This window comes from Corallibacter sp., from assembly GCF_048381695.1.
GTDB classification, from domain to species: Bacteria; Bacteroidota; Bacteroidia; order Flavobacteriales; family Flavobacteriaceae; genus Corallibacter; species Corallibacter vietnamensis.
Genome location: NZ_JBLXHI010000007.1, coordinates 113,095 through 134,205 on the forward strand (window position 1 = coordinate 113,095; position 21,111 = coordinate 134,205).

Annotated in this window: 16 protein-coding genes; 9 read left to right on the forward strand and 7 right to left on the reverse strand. The window is 31.7% G+C overall.

Annotated features, from left to right (window positions below):
* The first annotated feature begins 68 nt into the window (after positions 1-68).
* Together ACN5J3_RS10755 and ACN5J3_RS10760 are read left to right on the forward strand one after the other, a co-directional pair.
* A complete protein-coding gene (locus ACN5J3_RS10755; protein WP_417291099.1) occupies positions 69-1,109 on the forward strand; it encodes a PLP-dependent cysteine synthase family protein in 1,041 nt (346 codons plus the stop codon).
* A 139-nt stretch (positions 1,110-1,248) separates the two neighbouring features.
* Positions 1,249-2,508, forward strand: coding sequence for an aminotransferase class I/II-fold pyridoxal phosphate-dependent enzyme (locus ACN5J3_RS10760; RefSeq protein WP_344730855.1), 1,260 nt, complete (start codon positions 1,249-1,251; stop codon positions 2,506-2,508).
* Positions 2,509-2,574: 66 nt separating this feature from the next.
* Here ACN5J3_RS10760 and ACN5J3_RS10765 read toward each other — a convergent pair whose 3' ends face one another.
* Positions 2,575-3,693 carry a GTP cyclohydrolase gene (locus ACN5J3_RS10765; protein ID WP_418511750.1) on the reverse strand — a complete coding sequence of 373 codons (1,119 nt, stop codon included), beginning with the start codon at positions 3,691-3,693 and terminating at the stop codon, positions 2,575-2,577.
* 18 nt (positions 3,694-3,711) lie between these two features.
* Positions 3,712-4,701 carry a transporter gene (locus ACN5J3_RS10770; protein ID WP_418510005.1) on the reverse strand — a complete coding sequence of 330 codons (990 nt, stop codon included), beginning with the start codon at positions 4,699-4,701 and terminating at the stop codon, positions 3,712-3,714.
* 102 nt (positions 4,702-4,803) lie between these two features.
* Between ACN5J3_RS10770 and ACN5J3_RS10775 the strand changes: the two genes are divergently transcribed.
* Genes ACN5J3_RS10775 through ACN5J3_RS10790 form a run of 4 tightly spaced genes read left to right on the forward strand, consistent with a single transcriptional unit; the run spans position 4,804 to position 10,272 of the window.
* Positions 4,804-5,082, forward strand: a complete 279-nt coding sequence (locus ACN5J3_RS10775; protein WP_344730935.1) for a DUF4834 family protein — start codon at positions 4,804-4,806, stop codon at positions 5,080-5,082.
* Between the two features lie 29 nt (positions 5,083-5,111).
* On the forward strand, positions 5,112-7,544 hold the full coding sequence (locus ACN5J3_RS10780; RefSeq protein ID WP_418511751.1) for a YfhO family protein: 2,433 nt from the start codon (positions 5,112-5,114) through the stop codon (positions 7,542-7,544).
* Positions 7,537-8,814 (forward strand): glycosyltransferase family 4 protein, encoded by a 1,278-nt coding sequence (locus ACN5J3_RS10785; protein WP_418511763.1) that lies wholly within the window; start codon positions 7,537-7,539, stop codon positions 8,812-8,814. The genes ACN5J3_RS10780 and ACN5J3_RS10785 overlap by 8 nt, the downstream gene beginning before the upstream one ends.
* Before the next feature lie 3 nt (positions 8,815-8,817).
* A complete protein-coding gene (locus ACN5J3_RS10790; RefSeq protein WP_418511752.1) occupies positions 8,818-10,272 on the forward strand; it encodes a lipopolysaccharide biosynthesis protein in 1,455 nt (484 codons plus the stop codon).
* 73 nt (positions 10,273-10,345) lie between these two features.
* Here the strand turns inward: ACN5J3_RS10790 and ACN5J3_RS10795 are convergent, their stop codons facing one another.
* Entirely contained in the window at positions 10,346-11,419 is a 1,074-nt protein-coding gene (locus ACN5J3_RS10795; protein WP_418511753.1) for a hypothetical protein, read from the reverse strand.
* Between the two features lie 225 nt (positions 11,420-11,644).
* Between ACN5J3_RS10795 and ACN5J3_RS10800 the strand changes: the two genes are divergently transcribed.
* The 3 genes from ACN5J3_RS10800 to ACN5J3_RS10810 all read left to right on the forward strand — a co-directional run bounded on the left by ACN5J3_RS10800 (position 11,645) and on the right by ACN5J3_RS10810 (position 13,337).
* Positions 11,645-12,016: a hypothetical protein gene (locus tag ACN5J3_RS10800; RefSeq protein WP_418511754.1), complete on the forward strand. Its 372-nt coding sequence runs from the start codon at positions 11,645-11,647 to the stop codon at positions 12,014-12,016.
* Positions 12,017-12,115: 99 nt separating this feature from the next.
* The gene (locus ACN5J3_RS10805) at positions 12,116-12,601 is read left to right on the forward strand and encodes a hypothetical protein (protein ID WP_418511755.1); all 486 of its coding nucleotides are present in this window, start codon (positions 12,116-12,118) and stop codon (positions 12,599-12,601) included.
* Between the two features lie 121 nt (positions 12,602-12,722).
* Positions 12,723-13,337: a MarC family protein gene (locus ACN5J3_RS10810; RefSeq protein ID WP_418511756.1), complete on the forward strand. Its 615-nt coding sequence runs from the start codon at positions 12,723-12,725 to the stop codon at positions 13,335-13,337.
* An 8-nt stretch (positions 13,338-13,345) separates the two neighbouring features.
* Here the strand turns inward: ACN5J3_RS10810 and ACN5J3_RS10815 are convergent, their stop codons facing one another.
* From ACN5J3_RS10815 to ACN5J3_RS10830, 4 genes are all read right to left on the reverse strand, one after another.
* The gene (locus tag ACN5J3_RS10815) at positions 13,346-15,013 is read right to left on the reverse strand and encodes an LIC_10190 family membrane protein (protein ID WP_418511758.1); all 1,668 of its coding nucleotides are present in this window, start codon (positions 15,011-15,013) and stop codon (positions 13,346-13,348) included.
* 77 nt (positions 15,014-15,090) lie between these two features.
* A complete protein-coding gene (locus ACN5J3_RS10820) occupies positions 15,091-15,753 on the reverse strand; it encodes an ABC transporter ATP-binding protein (protein WP_418511759.1) in 663 nt (220 codons plus the stop codon).
* Positions 15,754-15,804: 51 nt separating this feature from the next.
* Entirely contained in the window at positions 15,805-18,252 is a 2,448-nt protein-coding gene (locus tag ACN5J3_RS10825; RefSeq protein WP_418511760.1) for a DUF5916 domain-containing protein, read from the reverse strand.
* A gap of 170 nt (positions 18,253-18,422) precedes the next feature.
* The gene (locus tag ACN5J3_RS10830; RefSeq protein ID WP_417291087.1) at positions 18,423-21,086 is read right to left on the reverse strand and encodes a DNA gyrase/topoisomerase IV subunit A; all 2,664 of its coding nucleotides are present in this window, start codon (positions 21,084-21,086) and stop codon (positions 18,423-18,425) included.
* Between the last annotated feature and the right edge of the window lie 25 nt (positions 21,087-21,111).

Below are 21,111 nucleotides of genomic sequence, written 5' to 3' on the forward strand. Positions count from 1 at the left end.
AAAAATGTATTTTTGCGAGGTTTTAGGCTACAAATAGGATAATTATTGTAGCTATCTAAAAAGCATTTATGGGACAAGACAAACAAGTTTTTGATAATGTATTGGATTTAGTGGGAAACACACCACTAATTAAGTTAAATAAAATAACAACTTCTTTAAAAGGAAATTACTACGCAAAAGTAGAAGCTTTTAATCCAGGGCACTCTTCAAAAGATAGAATCGCTCTTTACATTATTGAACAAGCCGAAAAAAAAGGTATTTTAAAGCCAGGAGATACAATTATAGAAACAACTTCAGGTAATACCGGTTTTAGTATAGCAATGGTTAGTATAATCAAAGGATATCAGTGTATTTTAGCTGTTAGCTCAAAATCTTCACCAGATAAAATAGATATGCTAAAAACTATGGGAGCAAAGGTATATGTATGTCCAGCTCACGTAAGTGCCGATGATCCTCGCTCATACTACCAAGTAGCAAAACGTTTGCACGAAGAAACAAAAGGATCAGTTTATATAAACCAGTATTTTAATGAGCTTAATACAGATGCACATTATCATAGTACTGGACCAGAAATATGGAATCAAACAGATGGGAAAATCACGCATTTAATTGCGTGTAGTGGAACAGGAGGAACTATTTCAGGAACTGCAAAATATCTTAAAGAGCAAAACCCAAATATCAAAGTAATAGGCGTAGATGCTTACGGTTCTGTTATTAAGAAATATCATGAAACCCAAGAGTTTGATGAAAAAGAAATATACCCTTACCGTATTGAAGGTTTAGGGAAAAACCTTATCCCAACAGCTACAGATTTTGATGTGATAGACGAGTTTGTAAAAGTAACAGATGAGGAAAGTGCCCATACAGCAAGAGAAATAGCAAAAACTGAAGGCCTTTTTGTAGGTTATACTTCAGGAGCAGCTATGCAAGCAATAAAACAACTTAATGAAGAAGAAACTTTTAGCGACAATGATAAAATTGTTGTTATCTTCCCAGATCATGGATCACGTTATATGAGTAAAATATACAGTGATAAGTGGATGAGCGAGCAAGGATTCTTTGATAGTGTTAACGCTGAAAAAGCAGAAACAATAGAATTCGTTAAATAATAACTATAAATATATGTATAGCTAGCTTTATCATTGTAAAGTTAGCTGTACTTTTTTGTTAATAATAGAGCATTAAATTATTATGTTCTGAATATTAAAATATCTAATTTTGTATCCTACTAACTAGATTAATGGCTATATGAAAGATTTATTTGATAAAATATATAGAGATAAAGGACCTTTAGGAAAATGGGCTTCTCAAGCAGAAGGCTATTTTGTATTCCCAAAGCTAGAAGGAGAAATCTCTAATAGAATGAAATTTCAAGGTAAAGAAGTAATTACTTGGAGTATCAATGACTATTTAGGATTAGCAAATCACCCTGAAGTACGTAAAGTAGATGCTGAAGCTGGTGCTGCTTATGGTTCGGCTTATCCTATGGGAGCAAGAATGATGTCAGGTCACACAGAGTTGCATGAGCAACTTCAAAATGAACTAGCTTCGTTTGTAAATAAAGAAGCTGCTTATTTGCTTAACTTTGGTTATCAAGGAATGGTATCAACAATAGATGCATTAGTATCTAAAGATGATATTATTGTTTATGACGTTGATGCACATGCGTGTATTATTGACGGTGTGCGTTTACATATGGGAAAACGCTTTACTTACAAGCATAATGATGTTGAAAGTTTAGAAAAAAACCTAGAGAGAGCTACCAAAATGGCTGAACAAACCGGAGGAGGAATTTTAGTGATTTCTGAAGGTGTATTTGGAATGCGTGGTGAGCAAGGTCGTTTAAAAGAAATTGTAGCCTTAAAAGAAAAGTATAATTTCAGATTTTTTGTTGATGACGCTCATGGTTTTGGTACATTAGGAAAAACAGGAGCAGGAGCAGGAGAAGAGCAAGGAGTTCAAGATGGTATAGATGTTTATTTTGCAACTTTTGCAAAGTCTATGGCAAGTACAGGAGCTTTTATTGCTGCAGATCAAGAAATCATAGATTATTTAAAATATAACTTACGTTCTCAAATGTTTGCAAAATCACTACAAATGCAACTTGTAGTTGGAGCATTAAAGCGTTTAGAGATGTTAAGAACAATGCCAGAGCTTAAAGCAAAGCTTTGGGAAAACGTTAACGCATTACAATCTGGATTAAAAGAACGTGGCTTTGATATAGGAACAACACAAAGTTGTGTAACACCTGTATATTTAAAAGGAAGTATTCCTGAAGCTATGGCTTTAGTTAAAGATTTACGTGAAAATTATGGAATTTTCTGTTCTATTGTCGTGTATCCAGTGATACCTAAAGGTTTAATACTTTTACGTATGATTCCTACTGCTACACACACTTTAGATGATGTAGAGGAAACACTTAATGCGTTTTCAGCAATTAGAGATCGTTTAGAAAACGGTACTTACAAAAGATTATCAGCAGCTGTTGCGGCAGCTATGGGACAATAATAAATAAACAAATTTTTGAGGTATTATTTATAAATAAAAAATCCGATGAGAAATCATCGGATTTTTTTATATCGTTTTCTTAAAAGTTTTTCTTCGTTTTATAATCTCACAATTAAAATCTTTCCATATTTGATGCGAAGCATAATTATCAGCCAATTCAGGTAGTCTTATACATGTGTGAATACCATTTTTAGATAAAGATTTATGGAATTCTTCAAAAATAATCGCTGTAACACCTTTGTTTTGGTAATGAGGCTCAACACCTATTAAGTAAAATAAAGCCGTTTTACTATTTTTCTTTGCTTTTAAAAGTTTCAAAAAACCAAAAGGGAATAGTTTTCCTTTCACTTCTTGTAAAGCTTTAGAAAACGAAGGCAGTACAATAGCAAAAGCAATCATCTTGTTGTTTTCATCAAACACAAATTTGATGTACTCTGGGTTTATAAAACTTATAAACTTCTTTTTTAAATATTCTTGTTGCTTATTTGATATAGGAACAAAAGTAGATAGTTTAGAGTATGAGTTATTAAATAACTCAAACATGGCGTCTAGATGCGGTATAATGTCTTTAGAGTTTGTAAAGCTCATCGGTTTAAGGTTGTATCGCTTTGTTATTAAGCTGTTAACGCGTTTAAAGCGTTCAACAGGAACTATTCTAAAGTCAAATTTACTTTCTATGTATTCTTTTTCGGTTTCTAGTCCAAATTTTTCAAAATGTGCTATATAATAAGGATGATTATACCAAGTGGCCATAGTTCCAATATGGTTAAATCCTTCTGTTAGAGCTCCATTTTTATCTAGATTAGAAAAACCAACAGGACCTTCTATGTATTCTAAATTATGTGATTTACCAATTTCTATAACTTTGTTTAGCAGCATTTCAGAAACAGCATAATCATCAATAACATCAAACCAGCCAAAGCGCATTTTTTTAACTTGTTGCTCATTAACTTCTGTCCAGTTTACTACAGCAGCAACACGACCAACAACAGTTTTGTTTTTGTAAGCTAAAAAAAGCTGTGCGTCTGCATGTTCTAGAGCAGGGTTTTTTCCTTTTGTGAGTGTAGCCATTTCATCAGATATAATAGGAGGTACCCAATATTCTGAATCTTTATATAATGTAAAGGGAAATGTTACAAATGTTTTTAAGTCCTTTTTGGTTTGAACCTTTTTTAATGTAATCATAAACAGATTGGCAAATAATTAATTTTCGTCGTTAAAGTCTACGTCTAAATTTTCTTTTTTGCGTTTATTTTTGTTTTTACCACGTGCTTTATTTTCACGTCTTTCTAATTCGTCTTTGGCAGATGTGCCGTCGTCTTCCTCTTTATCTTTATGGAAATCTAGTCTGTATGAAGCTCCTAGAGTGACACCAAATACTGAAGGTGTATCTTTTGCATTAAAAGTAAGTGCTGTATCAAGCTGAAAATTTCTACTCCATAAATAAGCGCCACCAAATCTAAATAAATTATCGGCATAAAAATCACTGCTTATTCCTTGAGTTTCTCCAAATAGCACCCATTGATCTGTAATTGATTTGGTAAGTGTAATTAAAAAAGAAAAATCAGATTGATCTGTGCCTATTCGGTCTAAAATAAAATTAGTAACCAATACCCAACCGCTAGCAAAATTGTTTTGAGTAGCAACCATTACTTTAGGGCTAAAGCCTTCAACACCATTTGCAGTAAAAGGGTTATCTTTTGTGTCAAAATTAGCACCCGCATAAACAGCTACGGCAGGAATTAGTTGATTCCATTTAAAACTGTGATTGGCTTTCCAGCTGTAAATATCTGGTTTTTCTTCTTCTGAATTTTTATAAGGGTCATAAACTAAATATTTTGCCCCAATAGTTAATGTTTTAAAATTACTGTATTTATCCTCATTTATTCCGCTAGAATATGTGCGCTTAGTAGATTGAAACGTTCCTTCAACATTTATTTCTAGTTGCGGCCATAATAAGCCGTATCTAGCTGCAAAATCAACACCAAAGCTATTGTCTTTTGTGTTTTGCAATTGATGTTTTTCATTAAGAATGTAAGGCCCTACTTCAAACTGTACAACATTAGTACCTACAGAAAAGGCACTTTTTGAAACTCCAGGTCTGTTAGAGTTTATGACCTCTGTATATTGCGAATAGGCGCTAAAAGCCATAAAGGTAAATGCTAGGAACAGATAGTTTTTTAAGGATTTCATACGGTTTAGTTTGAATTCAAATATATAGATTTTATATTTTTTTTAAGTATTAATAACGGAATTTAAGTAATGAGAATTGTATTTTTGTTAAAAAAAGAGAATATGCTTCAGTATGCATCTGTAACAGGCGTGTTAAAAACGATATTAATTATATTATTAATCTACTACGGATTAAAAATTCTTTCTAGATTATTTGCTCCGTTATTGGTGAAATATGTTGCAAAAAAAGCTGAAGAGCGCTTTGGTGGTCAGTTTGGGCAATATCAAAATCAACCACAACAAAAACGAGAAGGCGAAGTGACAATAGATAAGGCTCCTCAAAACAAAAAAACTTCAAATAAAACTGTTGGAGAATACGTAGATTACGAAGAAATTGATTAATTTTCGCAATCATTGTTTAATATATTTTCATGCAATTTTCTTTTAAAAAATTTCTTCCGCATATACTTGTTGTAGTAGGATTTGTAATTATTTCATTAGCATATTTTAGTCCTGTTTTACAAGGAAAACAAATTTTTCAAAGCGATATTAAACAATACATCGGTATGTCTAAACAACAAACCGACTTTAGAGAGGCTACTGGAGAAGAAACTTATTGGACAAATAGTGCTTTTGGAGGAATGCCAACCTATCAATTAGGAGCTAAATACCCAAACAATTTTATAAAGAAGTTAGATTTATCGCTTCGATTTTTGCCACGACCTGCAGATTATTTATTTCTCTATTTTATAGGGTTTTATATACTGCTACTTGTACTAAAGGTTGATTTTAAATTAGCCGCTTTAGGAGCTTTGACATTTGGTTTTTCAACCTATTTAATAATTATTTTAGGTGTTGGTCATAATGCTAAAGCACATGCAATAGCATACATGCCTTTGGTTTTAAGTGGTATTATTCTCACGTTTAGGCAGCATTATGTTTTTGGCTTTTTGCTTACAGCAGTAGCAATGGGATTAGAGCTTGTAGCAAATCACTTTCAAATGACTTATTACTTAATGTTTTTAGTTGTTGTTTTAGGTATTGCTTATTTTATTGATGCATATAAAAAAGCGTTGCTGCCACATTATTTTAAATCGGTAGGCTTATTGGTTTTAGCAGTTGTTCTAGCTATAGGACTTAATGCTACTAATATTATGGCAACTCAAGAGTATGCCAAAGAAAGTACTAGAAGTAAGAGTGAACTAACTATTAATGCTGAAGGCGCACCTATTGAAGTTACTAGTGGTTTAAGTAAAGAGTATATTACCGAGTACAGTTACGGGATTTTAGAATCACTAAACTTATTTGTTCCTAGAATTTTAGGAGGTGGTAGCTATGAAGATGTTGGTAAAAACTCGGCGTCTTATGACTTTTTTATAAGGTTAGGAGCTACACCATTACAAGCACTTGAACAAACTAAACAAATACCAACATATTGGGGAGACCAAACAATTGTTGAAGCGCCTGCGTATGTTGGAGCTGTTATTATTTTCTTGTTCGTTTTTGCTTTGTTTTTGGTAAAAGGTCGTTTAAAATGGTGGTTAGTTGGTGGTACTGTGTTGTCGTTGTTGCTATCATACGGTAAGAATTTCTTTCTAACAGACCTTTTTATAGACTATGTTCCTATGTATAATAAATTTAGGGCAGTAAGTTCAATTCAGGTTATTTTAGAGTTGTGTATCCCTATTTTAGGAATTTTTGGTTTGTCTCGATTATTCAATCAATTTGAAGATGATGATCAAAAATTAAAAGCTTTAAAGTATTCAGCGGCTATCACAGCAGGGTTAGCGATTTTATTGTTATTGTTTAAATCTACATTTGATTTTGCAGGAGCGCACGATGGTATGTATCGCCAAAATTACGGACAACAATTTATTGATGCTGTTAGAACTGATAGAAAAATGTTATTCAGCAAAGATGTATGGCGTACCCTTATTTTGGTAGTGCTTTCTGCAGGTGTAATTTTTATGTATTTAAAAAAGAAATTATCACAAACGCTTGTAGTAGTTGCTTTTGCAGGACTGCTTTTATTTGATTTGATCAGTGTTGATAAACGCTATGTAAATAATAGTGATTTTATACCATCTATTCAAGTAAATAAGCCATATCAAAAAAGTGCAGCTGATAAAGAAATTTTAAAAGACACAACCCATTTTAGGGTGTTTGATGTGACTTCTGGTGGCGCTAGAGCTTCATACTTTCATAACTCATTGTCAGGTTATCACGCTGCCAAATTAAAGCGTTATGATGAGTTGTTTGATTTTCATATTGCTAAAAATAATTTAGATGTGCTTAACATGCTCAATACTAAATATGTGATTATTGAAGATGAGCAAGGTAGACTACTAGCAGAAACAAGATATACACAACCTAACGGAAACGCATGGTTTATAGAAAAGTTTAAACCAGTAGAAACTGCTAATGATGAGATTTTAGCTCTAGATAGTTTAGATACAAAGCGTATTGCTGTACTTAATGTAAAAAATGATGCTAATGACTTAAATGTATCATCAACTTATAAGCTTGATGGAACTGAAAGTATTAAAGTATTAACGTATAAGCCTAACTATATAAAATATCAATCAAACAATAATAAAGATGGTTTTGCTGTATTTTCAGAGATTTTTTACTCAAATGGTTGGCAAGCCTATATAGATGGTAAAAAAACGGATTATACCCGTGTAAATTATGTGTTACGAGGCATGCAAATTCCATCAGGTAAGCACATCATTGAATTTAAGTTTGAGCCAAAAGTGATAAAAACAGGTAGCAGTATAGCTTTAGCAAGCTTAATTGTGTTTGTATTGTTATTGCTTGGCGGGTTATTTTATCAATTTAAAAACTCTTCTAAACTTGGTGCGTAAAAAAGCGCTTATAATTACGTATTATTGGCCGCCAGCTGGAGGACCTGGCGTACAACGCTGGTTAAAATTTGTAAAATATCTTCCGGATTTTAATATTGATCCTATTGTTTACATTCCATCCAACCCTAATTATCCATTAGTAGATGATACCTTGTTAGATGATGTACCTGAACATGTGACAATTATTAAGCAGGCTATAAATGAACCTTATAAGTTCGCGAGTTTACTGTCTAAAAAACGCTCAAAAACAGTAAGTAAGGGTATTATTTCAGAAGAAAAAAAACAAAGTCTTATTGAGCGTTTGTTACTGTTTGTAAGAGGTAATTTTTTTATACCAGATGCTAGAGTAGGTTGGGTAAAACCATCGGTTCAATATTTACAGACCTATATATCAGATTATAATATTGAGACTGTAATAACAACAGGTCCGCCGCATAGTTTACATTTAATAGGTTTGCATTTGCAAAAACAACTACATGTTAATTGGATTGCAGATTTTCGAGATCCGTGGACTACAATAGGTTACCATAAACAATTAAAACTCACAAAAAAAGCTTCATTAAAGCATAAAGCACTAGAAAAGCAAGTGTTGCAAGCTGCCAATCAAATTATTGTTACTAGTGATGTTACCAAGCAGGAGTTTCAACTTATAACAGATAAACCAATATCTGTAATAACAAATGGTTATGATGTAAATCATGTGCAATCACCTGATTTAGATAGTAAGTTTACAATGTCTCATATTGGTTCATTATTATCTAAAAGAAACCCTGAAGTTTTATGGCAAGTTTTAAAAGAGTTAATTACAGAACATAGTGATTTTGCAACTGATTTTGAACTCCATTTTATTGGTGCTGTAAGCGAAAATGTTTTAAAATCAATAAATAATTTAGGTTTGAGTGATTATATAAATGAGCACGGTTATGTTTCACATAATGAAGCTGTTGTTTTTCAAAAAAAATCACAATTACTAATTCTTATTGAAATAGATTCTGAAGAAACAAGATGTATTATTCCAGGTAAGTTATTTGAATATATGGTCTCTGAACGACCTATTCTTGCTTTAGGACCAAAAGCTTCAGATGTTGAGCAAATTATCAAAGAGACTAATACAGGACGTTATTTTTATTATGATGATCACGAATCATTAAAAAGTACTATTTTAGAGTACTATAATCAATACAAAACTGGAGTTTTAAAGTCGCATGCTATTGGCTTACAAAAATACAGTCGTAAATCATTGACAAAGAAATTGTCAGAGCTTATTTAGTTTATGGGAGTTGTAGCAATTCAATCAATAAAAAATACCTTGATTACCTATTTAGGGTTTGTTGTTGGTGCTATAAATGTTTTCTTTTTATATACAGCATTTTTAAGCGATGAATACTTTGGACTAATTACTTATATACTTTCTACTGCAAATGTCATGATGCCGCTTATGGCTTTTGGTGTTCATAACACGATAATTAAGTTTTATTCATCTTATAAATCTAAAAGCAATCAAAATAGTTTTTTAACCCTCATGCTTTTTCTGCCTTTATTAATAATAATACCTTCGGGTTTAATAGGGGTTTTTGCTTTTGAAGTAATAAGCGATTGGTTTATAGGGAATAACCCATTAGTAAAAGATTATGTATGGTTAATTTACGCTGCAGCAGTTAGTTTTGCCTATTTTGAGATTTTTTATGCTTGGTCTAAAGTGCAAATGCAAACAGTTTTTGGGAATTTTATGAAAGAAGTTTTTCATAGGGTTTGTATTGCTATTTTATTGCTTTGCTTGCATTTTAACGTTATATCTGTTCAAGAGTTAATTTATAGCATTTTAGGTGTTTATGTACTGCGTTTAATTATTATGAAGTTGTATGCATTTAGCTTACGATTTCCAACATTATCTTTTTCTAAAGTAAATGATATTTCTAAAGTGTTAAAATACACATCGTTAATTATCGTTGCAGGTTCTGTAGCAAACATAATTTTAGAGATAGACAAGTTTATGCTAAATCGCTATGTGAATTTAGAATATGTTGCATACTACGGAGTTGCTATTTATATAGCGACCGTAATAGGTGTTCCTTATAGAGCAATGCACCAAATTGTAAACCCGATTACAGCTAAATATTTAAATGAAAAAAATAAACTTGAATTAAAAAATTTATACAAGAAAAGTTCATTAAACCTATTCATTATAAGTGGTTTTATTTTCTTGCTTATAATTTTGAATATAAATCAGTTATACAAACTCATTGATCCAGTTTACGCAGATGGATTAGTTGTCGTGTTTGTGATTAGTTTTTCAAAGCTACTAGAAACCCTATTAGGTAATAATAATGCCATTTTATTTAATAGTGATTATTACAGGATGGTATTGTTGCTAGGCGTGTTTTTAGCCATTCTAACTATAATTTTAAACATGTACTTTATTCCAAAATTTGGCATAAATGGCGCAGCATTTGCAACGTTTATAGCTATGTTTTTGTATAATGTTGCAAAGATTTGGTTTGTGTATTTTAAGTTTAAAATAAATCCTTTTAGTATAAATACCTCTAAAGTGTTTGTTTTGATACTTGTGTCTTTAGGTGTTTTTTACTTTTGGGATTTTGGTTTTCATCCGGTAGTTGGTATTGCTTTAAAAACACTTTTAATAACCTTGTTTTATGGCTTTTTTGTTTACTGGCTTAACTTTTCAGAGAATATTAATAATTTTCTAAATAAACTTATAAACCGTTAAAAAGGGAAAATCCCACAAGGTGCTTTGAGGCATACTACATGTGGGACATTCCAACTAACCAACCAAAAAATTTTTATCTTCCTCGACCTCTTGTGTTAGAAGAAGTCTGTCTATTATTTTTATTTACTGTACTATATTTACGAGAATAATTGCTGTTTGGTTTTTGTGATACCCTAGAATTTTTTCTCTGTATATTTTTAGATACATTTCTCGCTGATTTTGTTACCCTTCTAGAGGTTGTATTTGTAACTTTAGTACGTGATCTATTTTGATTTTTTATAGTATTTGTTCTAGTTCTACTAGGCGCTGTTATTGTATTACTTCTTGTGTTATTAGATCTTTTTATTTGAGTATTTGCTCTAGGAGAAACCGCTTTTATACGTTGACTTCTAGTTGTATTATTACTTCTTACTTGAGATCTATTGTTTCTAGTAACAGCTGTTCTTCTAGGTGTATCAACAGTCCTAGTAGCAAGTGCTCTATTTCTTGTTATGGTATTTCCTCGTCTGCTAGCCACAGCTGTTGTTCGTCTATAGTTGTTTGTGTAAGGTCTGTAATAAACATGGCGAACAGGTTTGTAATATTGTCTGTAAGGTCTGTTATATACGACACAATGCGTAGATGCAGGAATTCTATAATATGCATGCCATGGTCTATAAACATAATGTCTATTATAAACGTTTATAAAACCCGTGTAATGCGAAAACACACGACCATTATAAAATATATTTAAACCACCAACACGAGACACATATCCAAAGCTATTGTAGTTAATAAAAATATTACCTACTTGAGAAACTCGGCCATAATAGTCATAGTATATTGGTGTATTTTCAATTTGTATAATAGCACCAAACTCATCGTATTGTACATAAGGGTTATAATTATATCCAGAATTAAAACTGATGCTTACTCCAGGCGCATTTACAGCAACATTAACATTTGGACCATAATTAGGCATGTAAAAATCAAATTGTCCATCTGGAAAAACAGAAAATTCAATATTATTTTCTACAAAAATGAAAGACTTACCATAACCTCTCATTGTTAATATATTTTCACTCTCACTTATTGTGTTGGTTATAGTTGCGTTAGCAGTGAAACTACTAAAAAGAATGCCTGCTAGTATTAATAATGTATTTTTCATAATCGTAAGGTATTTGTTTACACTTCTATGTAAAACAAACAGCGTGCCAAAAATCAAAATAGCTTTGTAGTGTGTTGTTAGTTAGTTTGTTATTGTTTTTCAAGATTGAAGTGATAGATGCTTTTAGTTAATTGAATACTCCGTTCCTGTAATTTATCAAGCTAATAAATTGTTAAAATGGTAATTATTTAAATACTGTTATATTTTATAAATTACATTTGCCTCGTGAATAATACCAAAAAACATATAGGCGCATTACTGCTTGCATTAGTATACAGTTTTACTATTGCAGCAACAAATCATGTGCCTTATGAATACGTTAAAAATGCTTCAGATTCTGTAAAAGAAGAAGCATATTCTGCGTATGTATCAAATGTAAATTATACTCATACGGTTCAAGGAGAGTTTTCTGTAGACACGCCCGAACCTTTATCGCTATTCAATACTGATAACTTTATAGCTATTCATTGTGTTGTAAATAATCAATATGATGACTTACAAGATATTAAGTATAAGCAATATGCCAATAGCGGTAAGAGTTTTTTTATACATCAAAGAAAAGCGACTCTAATCTTTCCGTTTCATTATCACTGGTAAACATTTTAATTTTTTTAGTTATACAAACCAAAATGGTTTGTGTGTAAGCTTTTATGGTAAAAGCTTTATTTACAATTAAATAATATTAAAAAACTTAAGATGAATACAGGAAGTGCCACAATAGGGGCTATAATTACTATTATATGTGTTTTACCATTTTTATTTATGTATATGAGTAAAACAAAAAAGAAAAAAACAGCATTACAAACTTTACAGCAGTTAGCTAGTAAGCATGATTGTAAAATATCGCAATATGATTTTTTAGACCACATGGTTATAGGGATTGATACGGATAAAAAGTGTTTGTTTTTTACAAAAAAGGAAAATAATGAAAACACAAATCAGTTTATAGATTTACAAACAGTATCAATGTGTTATCCTAATAAAGCATTACGAACTATTATAGTTTCAGATAAGAAAAAAAATAGTGTTATAGAACGTGTTGAATTATGTTTTGAATCTAAAACAAATAGCGTTTTACCAACAACTTTTGAGCTTTATAATGAAAAAGATGATGTGCAATTACGTACAGAAATTTTATTAAGTGATAAATGGGCTAATCTTATTAATGCGCAATTAGCTTAAAACATATAAATGTTTGAGATTTTTTGACTTATTTAAAAGTTAAATACAAATAACGGTTTAGACATTTGTTTAAACCGTTATTTTATGTATTTTGTTTTTTAAGTTTACAAGCATGTATTATATGAATGATATACTCACAACGTTACTTTTTCTAATTGCAGTTATAGATCCTTTAGGTTCTGTTCCAGTTTATTTAGAAGCAACAAAGCAATTCGATATAAAACATAGAAGACGTGTAGCTATAAGAGCTTCTGGTATTGCTTTTATTATACTTTTGTCTTTCATTATAATAGGTCAAATTATTTTAGAGGGAATGAATGTTTCTCTTGATGCTTTTCAAATTTCTGGTGGAGTAATTCTATTTTTATTTGCGCTAACTATGATTTTTGGTGAAGGCAAACCTACAACTGAAAAAGACCTCATAAAAGATTATAAACACGTAACTATTTTTCCTGTTGCTATTCCTTCTATTGCTTCACCTGGAGCTATTATGGCTGTTGTGTTAATGACAGATAATCATATATATAGTATACAACAACAAGCTTTTACAACACTTATGGTGTTTGTAGTTATATTAATTACTTGTTTCTTATTGCTTATGGCAAACAAAGTAAAAGAACGTGTCGGAGAATACGGTATTACAGTAATAAGTAAAGTAATGGGACTTATTTTGGCAGCTTATGCCGTGCAAAGTATTTTAAGTGGTTTAAAAGACTTTTTTGTGGTTCTAAAATAAATGCGTCTTTATTGTTTTGTTGATTTTAAAATATAACCATCTTTCAGATTTGAACTTTTCTGTTCAGGTAAAACATTATAATACGTTTTAAAATAATCTAACTGTTGCTCATTTAATGCGGGAATAGGTGTGTTGCCAGTTCCCCAAAAAAAGTCGATACCAACAGGAATATTTAGTGTAGCGTTATTTGTTGTTATAGTTTTATATTCTAAAGGATACTTGCTATTACTATAAGGTTCTATAATGTTTTTTAAGTGAAATGAGGAAGTTTTGGTTTTTCCAGGTAAAGAAGGAATAAAAATAAAGCCAAAGCATAGTAAAATAGAGCATATTAGCATAAATTTTATTACAAATTTCTTCCAAAATACTCTAGACAATACTAATAAAACCAATACAATAAAAAATGGTAAGTAAAAACGAAACTGTGGCGATGTATAAAAAAGTAAAACCAATTGTATTATAGTAACTCCATATATAATTCTAAAGGTTTTATGCTTTAAAAAGAAAGCAAAGACCAACAATAAAACTACCATGCACTTATTTATGTAACCATCAATCCCAGTATAATTTATCCAGTATTTTAATAGCTCAACAATCGAGCTCGTTTCGTATACTGTTGTTGAAATACCATATCCATAAGCATTACCATAAGAAGAAAAATAGCTTGATATGTTTTTAGGAAGGCTCCAAGAAGTTTTAAAAGTATCAAAATCAAAAAGTGGATATAATGCATTTCCTGTAATAATAATGTTTTTTGTAATCATTAATAGCAATACAGTTGTGTAAATACTTCCTATGATAATAGAATGTTTTTTATTGGCTTTATGATGCTTTATAAAAAGAACAAAAGGAAAAATAAGACAAACAATAGCAGTAACTTTTATAAAAATTAAAAAAGCAGTAAGAATAACGACCGATAGTAACTCATCTTTAGAACATGCTTTATAATTGGTAATAAACTTAAAAACGACTATTGCTAACAAAATAATTACTGCAAGGTCAGGAGATGGACTGCTTATAAAAGGAAATAAAAAGCAGTTAAAAACAGGAAGTAACCCTAAATATAGTAATGTTTTGTTACGATTATGACTTTTTATAAATTTTTGTAATGCTACTATAGCGAAAACATTACCTAAAAGGAGGCATAACCCGCTTATGTCATTAAAATTGGGATAAATAAAACTAAAGCTAAAAGCACTTTGAAGAATATGCCATCCAGAAGTTTGACCTAAAAACAAATGCAGGTTTGTTAAACCTTTTACAAAGCCAAATTCATTAAGCCATAAAATGGTTTGTATATAATATGATTCATTATCTGGTAAAGTAGGAGCAGAAGCACATTGAGCTAAAATAAGTATAGAAACACCTATTAATATTAGTTTAAAGAAACTATCTAGTTTTACGATGTCTTCTTTAAATCGTAAAAAATGGCTCAAGCATTCTTTTCTATTTAGGTAAAAAAGAAAAGCTGTTGATAAAGAAAGAACTATACAAAAAATAGCATTTAAGCCAGAAAAAATAGCCCAAATACTAGCAAATATTGTAATACTAAAAAAACCGTGAAATATTGTTGTTAGGTCATCCGTTTTTGTAATTCCTAAATACTTGTTAAGGCTAATGCCAGCAATAGATGCCAAGATTATAATGTAAATCCAAGACAGTAATATTAAAAGCATTATTCAGGATATAAGTATTGTTCTTTACTAATTTAATAAATTAGATTTTAGTAAACTTTAGATAGGAAGGTATTTACTTAAACCACCATTTTTCCATCTACCATAGTAAGTTTTCTATCAGCCATGTCAGCAAGTTCTTCGTTATGAGTTACAATCACAAAAGTTTGTCCAAACTCATCACGTAGTTTAAAAAACAAGTTATGTAAATTCTCTGCAGATTCACTATCTAAATTTCCAGAAGGTTCATCAGCAAAAATCAATTCAGGGTTATTTACTAAAGCTCTCGCAACAGCAACACGTTGTTGTTCACCTCCCGATAATTCGTTGGGTTTGTGATTATACCTATGACTTAATCCTAAAAAATCTAATAACTCTTTAGCGCGTTTTTCAGCTTCAGATTTTGAAGTTTTTTTAATAAAAGCAGGTATGCAAACATTTTCAAGAGCAGTAAACTCTGGTAGTAGCTGATGAAACTGAAAAATAAAACCAATATGCTCGTTTCTAAATTTAGCTAAAGCCTTATCATTAAGTTGGCTTATGTTGGTGTCATTTATAGAAAGTTCACTATCACTATTTGTTGAAATTCTATCTAATGTGCCTAATATTTGTAATAAGGTGGTTTTACCAGCTCCAGAGGCACCAACTATAGATACAATTTCTCCTTTGCGTATCTCTAGATTCACACCTTTTAAAACGTGTAAATCACCATAATATTTATGAATGTTATTTGCTTTTATCATACATCAAAAATGAAGCAACAATTTACAGTTTTAAGATGTTCTGTACAATGATTAGCTATTATTCTTGCTAAATATATTTTTAACATTATTATAGTCAATAAAATAAACAACTTTTAAAGAAAATGTATGTTTAATGTTTTGGTTGAATAAATCCTCCAAGCTATTAAAGTAATCTTTACTAGATTCAGAAGAATTGTTAAACAATTGATTTCTATAAAGCGCTGTTAACTGACTTCCTGGTGCAAATTGCCAAGAGTACCCAAAATCTAAATTCCATGTGTTAAAGTTTACATCAGGATTTGAAGTATCAGTTTTTGTGTAGCCAGACTCTTGGGTTAATCTACCATTGTTTTGTAGTTCATACAGGTCATTTTCATAGGTAACAGTACTCCAATAGTTTCTAAATGTTAGTGTTAAGCCATGATAAGAGTTGAAATTATAGCTTCCGGACAGACTATTTTCTATAGTAGTTTGGTCTCTTTGTCCATACAAGATAACATCATCAGGAACAGCGCCACCATAACTATTGTGAATATAACCACGCTCTTTTTCTTCTAAATCATAATCAAAGCTATAAACAACAAGAAATTTCTCATTAAATTTAATTCGCGGACTTAAACCATACCAGTAACTTGTGTAGTCTCTACCTGGTTCAAATAGTGTTTCGTAACCTATATTAGCATCTATAGCAAAGGTGTAATTATAATTTGATGAAATCCATGCAGATGTACTTAACCAGTCTTCAGATATAAAATACCTACCGTCAACTCTAGGACCAAAAAAATCTAGTTGTTTTCCAGGCTGAAGATTAATGTTGGCACCAAATCCGTGAAGTTTTTTTGTTGTAGCATTAAATTCAACGCCTACATTTTTTCCTGCATAAACATTGGGTTTGTATCTCATATTATAATTTCCGTAAATACCAACATACATGTTGTTAAACAATTTTGTTGGTTCAAAAATTCTATAAGAAGCATCAGCAGAAAAGTTACTGTAATTATTCTGAAAAATTATTCCCATATCATTGATATCATAATTTTCATCAGCAAAGCTATGTCCTACAGAGTAGCGGTAATTTCCACCTATTTTTCCTATATAAAATTGAGAACTATAACCAGTAAGTGTTCCTGTATCTATATTTAAGGAACTCATTTTTCCGGAAGCTTCTAAACCATACGTGTTACTTTTGTTATTCAGGTTTAAAAGTAATCCGGTAACATTAGCATCTCTAAAATGGCCATTTCTGGTTACGTTAGTATTAATAAGGCTTACAGAGGAGTTTTTATTGAATTGCTGATCTACAACAAGAATATTGTAATTAGATAATGGCTCAACAACTTCTTTTCTAACAAGCCCAGTTAAAGTATCTCTAACTGTAGCTGAAGTTTTCTCGGTAATTGCATTAAAAATACCAATACCTAATCCTTTTTTAGTTCGGCCAGAAATTTTAATAGCATTAAGCATGCTTACTGTTTCAGGAAATTCATCAACCACTTCATTGTCATTTCTAGAAACACTTCCGGTAGGAGCGCTACCTATACGTCTAGAATAAAAGAGATTTCCTTTTGTAAATAAATCAACTCCTTCTGTAAAAAATTGTCGCTGCTCTGCAAATTGTTGCTCAAAAGGACCTAGATTTAATTGAACATCATCAAAACCAGCTTGACTAAAATCTGGTATTAATGTCGCATCTAGGGTGAAGTTTTCACTGATACCATATTTTATATCTAAACCTATATTATAACTGTCTTCTGTAACATCATCTTGTGTCTCAACAATAGCCGATGCAAAAGGGTAAAAGCTTAATCTAGTGGGCGGTTCTATATTTTTTAAACCACGAAGTTCTCCGTGATAAAGCCCAATATTACCTTTTGTAGGATCTAAAGGATTCCAGGTATATTGAGAGCGTTTTGATCTAAAATGGCGGTGAAACTGTAAGCCCCAAGTCTGAACGTCTTGGTTAGAAAATCGTAGCGTAGAATAGGGGATTTTTGCTTCAATAATCCAGCCGTCTTCAACAATTTTTACCGCACTAACCCAAACAGCATTCCAGCCAAAATCTTCTCCTATACTAGGCGATGCAATAGCATCAGCTTGATTTCCTGACGGGAATAAAAAGAATTCTGTATCGTTTTGTGCATCATTATTAGGATTGATAATAATGCCAAAAAAATCTTGTTGCCCAAAATTATCACGACTATTAAATTGTTTCATTATTTCTTCGGGCTTATCATATAAATATGCCGAGAAATATATAGCTTCATTATCATAAGTAGCTTTTACAATAGTTTTTTGGTAGTCGTTTTCTGCTGTACCAACTTCTGGTTTAAATTGTGTAAAATCTTTGGCTTCATTGGCATTTTGCCATACAGCATCATCTAGAACACCATCTATTTTAGGTGGTGTGTTTGTACGTGAGATTTGTAACACTTTTTTGTCTTGAGCAGTAAGTTGGGTTACACACAAGAGTACTAGTGCTAATGATAAAATACGGAACATGTATTAGTTTAGTTTTTTTGATTGATACTATAAAGACACTGAAATTATAGAAGTGTTACAGTAAACCATTACAAAACTAATAGGGGTTCTTGCTTTAGAGTCTTAAGTAAACGTTAAAAAAAGAAATAAACACTAACAACATGCTTGTTGTTAGTGTTTTATGTTTTGTTTTAAAAGAGTTTTGTTTGACCTTCTCCATCATTTGAAGATTGCGTAGAGTCTTCATCTTTAGAGTTGCTTTCGGTTTCGTTTTTTGCGCCATTTACATCATCATTATCAACAGTTGTTTCGTCAATAACCTCAATATCTTGAGCAGGCGTGTCTTCTGGTGCTTCGTAAGGTAGTGAATCCAGTAAGTTTATTTGGTTAATCTTATCTTTTGTCAATTGATTACCTAAAGCAGAAATTCCTTTTATGGCAATAAACTCTTCTAGGTTTACTTCCATATTATCTTTACGGTCTTTACCACGTTCTTTAGTAAACTCAACTTCGGCCATTGGTCTCCAGTCTGTAGATACTATTTCTAGTTGCGAATCAGGATGATCAGATATAAAACTTTCTTCTTTGCCTTCATTTTCAATAAGAAAACGCTTTACGTAGTATAGCTCTTTTTCGCCATTGTAATATATGGCTGAAATAGGTTTTTTAGGAATCCACTTTTCCATAACAATCATATCATCATCAAAATGAGTTGTTAACTCTGGAATAATGGTTTTTATAATTCCGGATTGTTTTATAATAAGAATTCTGTCTTCTCCTCTAAACTCTCCAACTAGCTCGCCACGACCATCAACATTAAGTCTCTGAACGGTGTCGTCAAACCATATTTTACGAGGTTTTAACGTAGAAACACCTTTCTCTTTAAGTTCTATTTTTTTAACAGCATACTTGGTTACTAGGTTTCCTTTTGATGCACGTCCTTTTATTAGGATATCGGCAAAATCAATATCCCATTTTAGTTTTTTTATGCTTCCCACTTGACGTAGAAGTACGCTTACAACTTCAGCCTCACCATTTGGATTTGCAGAGAAGTACCAAAGCATAGAGTTTTTATTACCATTGGTAAGGTCGTATTCTTTATCACGAGTTATAGAGGTAACAGCAAAACGTTTTACATACGTAGGACCGCTTTTTCCGTCGCGATAAATCATGTTGTAAATAGTACGCTTATCTTTTTTCTTGAATACAGCAACATGAATAATGTCTTTACCTATAAAGGTTTTGGTATCAACTTTAGTCACCATCATTTTACCTTCTTTGGTAAACACTATGATGTCGTCTATATCGCTACAATCACAAATGTATTCATCACGGCGTAATGACGTTCCTATAAAGCCTTCGGCACGATTTACATAGAGTTTGGTGTTTCTTATTACAACCTTTGTAACATCAACATCGTCAAAAATGCGTATTTCAGTTTTACGCTCTTTGCCTTCGCCATAATCTTTTTTAAGGCGCTCAAAATATGCTATAGCATATTCTATAAGGTTTGCTAAATGATGTTTTATTTCTGCAATTTGATCTTCTAATGCATCAATTTTTTGTTGCGCCTTGTCTATATCAAATTTTGATATACGCTTAATTCGTATTTCTGTTAATCTTACAATATCGTCTTCAGTAACAGGACGTTTTAAATGAGTTATGTGAGGTTGTAAACCTTTGTCAATAGCTTTTATAACGCCTTCCCAAGTTTCTTCTTCTTCAATATCGCGATAAATTCTATTTTCAATAAATATACGTTCTAGAGAGGCAAAATGCCATTGCTCTTCAAACTCTCCAAGTTTTATTTCTAATTCACTTTTTAATAACTGAACAGTATTGTCAGTAGAGCGGCGTAGCATTTCTGATACACCTATAAAAAGAGGTTTGTTGTCTTCAATAACACAGCCTAATGGTGATATTGATATTTCACAGTTTGTAAAAGCATAAAGTGCATCTATGGTTTTGTCTGGAGAGATACCAGACGGTAGATGTACTAATATTTCAACATCGGCCGCGGTATTATCTTCTATCTTTTTAATTTTTATTTTGCCTTTATCATTGGCTTTTAAGATAGAATCTATTAATGATGATGTGTTTGTGCTGTATGGTATTTCTGTGATAACAAGAGTGTTCTTGTCTAGTTGCGATATTTTTGCACGTACACGTACTTTTCCGCCTCGTAAACCATCTTTATAATCTGTAAAATCAGCAATTCCAGCAGTAGGAAAATCTGGGTAAATTGTAAAACGTTTTCCTTTTAAGTGTTTTACAGAGGCATCAATAAGTTCTATAAAGTTGTGAGGTAATATTTTTGTTGATAAACCTACAGCAATTCCTTCGCCACCTTGTGCTAATAGCAACGGAAACATAACAGGAAGATTGATAGGCTCTTTACGGCGCCCATCATATGATGCTTGCCATTCTGTTATCTTTGGGTTGTAAACAACGTCTAAAGCAAATTTTGACAAACGTGCTTCTATATAACGTGATGCAGCAGCGCTATCTCCTGTTAGGATGTTTCCCCAGTTTCCTTGGGTATCAATTAGCAAATCTTTTTGGCCTATTTGTACCATAGCATCTGCAATACTTGCATCTCCGTGCGGATGATATTGCATGGTATGACCAACAATATTAGCTACTTTGTTGTAACGCCCATCGTCTAGGTCTTTCATTGAGTGCATAATGCGTCGCTGTACAGGCTTAAAACCATCTTCTATAGCAGGTACTGCACGTTCTAGAATTACATATGAGGCGTAATCTAAAAACCAATCCTTATACATTCCTGTAACCTTGGTTATGGTTTCATGATTTTCCTCATTTTCATTCATCAAATCATTGTTTTCTTCACTCATTGATTTAGGCTATTTGTTTTTGTTT

Coding starts and splice junctions, on each gene's coding strand:
- ACN5J3_RS10755 (WP_417291099.1), top strand. CDS start 69: ATGGGACAAGACAAACAAGTTTTTGATAATGTATTGGATTTAGTGGGA.
- ACN5J3_RS10760 (WP_344730855.1), top strand. CDS start 1,249: ATGAAAGATTTATTTGATAAAATATATAGAGATAAAGGACCTTTAGGA.
- ACN5J3_RS10765 (WP_418511750.1), bottom strand. CDS start 3,693: ATGATTACATTAAAAAAGGTTCAAACCAAAAAGGACTTAAAAACATTT.
- ACN5J3_RS10770 (WP_418510005.1), bottom strand. CDS start 4,701: ATGAAATCCTTAAAAAACTATCTGTTCCTAGCATTTACCTTTATGGCT.
- ACN5J3_RS10775 (WP_344730935.1), top strand. CDS start 4,804: ATGCTTCAGTATGCATCTGTAACAGGCGTGTTAAAAACGATATTAATT.
- ACN5J3_RS10780 (WP_418511751.1), top strand. CDS start 5,112: ATGCAATTTTCTTTTAAAAAATTTCTTCCGCATATACTTGTTGTAGTA.
- ACN5J3_RS10790 (WP_418511752.1), top strand. CDS start 8,818: ATGGGAGTTGTAGCAATTCAATCAATAAAAAATACCTTGATTACCTAT.
- ACN5J3_RS10795 (WP_418511753.1), bottom strand. CDS start 11,419: ATGAAAAATACATTATTAATACTAGCAGGCATTCTTTTTAGTAGTTTC.
- ACN5J3_RS10805 (WP_418511755.1), top strand. CDS start 12,116: ATGAATACAGGAAGTGCCACAATAGGGGCTATAATTACTATTATATGT.
- ACN5J3_RS10810 (WP_418511756.1), top strand. CDS start 12,723: ATGAATGATATACTCACAACGTTACTTTTTCTAATTGCAGTTATAGAT.
- ACN5J3_RS10815 (WP_418511758.1), bottom strand. CDS start 15,013: ATGCTTTTAATATTACTGTCTTGGATTTACATTATAATCTTGGCATCT.
- ACN5J3_RS10820 (WP_418511759.1), bottom strand. CDS start 15,753: ATGATAAAAGCAAATAACATTCATAAATATTATGGTGATTTACACGTT.
- ACN5J3_RS10825 (WP_418511760.1), bottom strand. CDS start 18,252: ATGTTCCGTATTTTATCATTAGCACTAGTACTCTTGTGTGTAACCCAA.
- ACN5J3_RS10830 (WP_417291087.1), bottom strand. CDS start 21,086: ATGAGTGAAGAAAACAATGATTTGATGAATGAAAATGAGGAAAATCAT.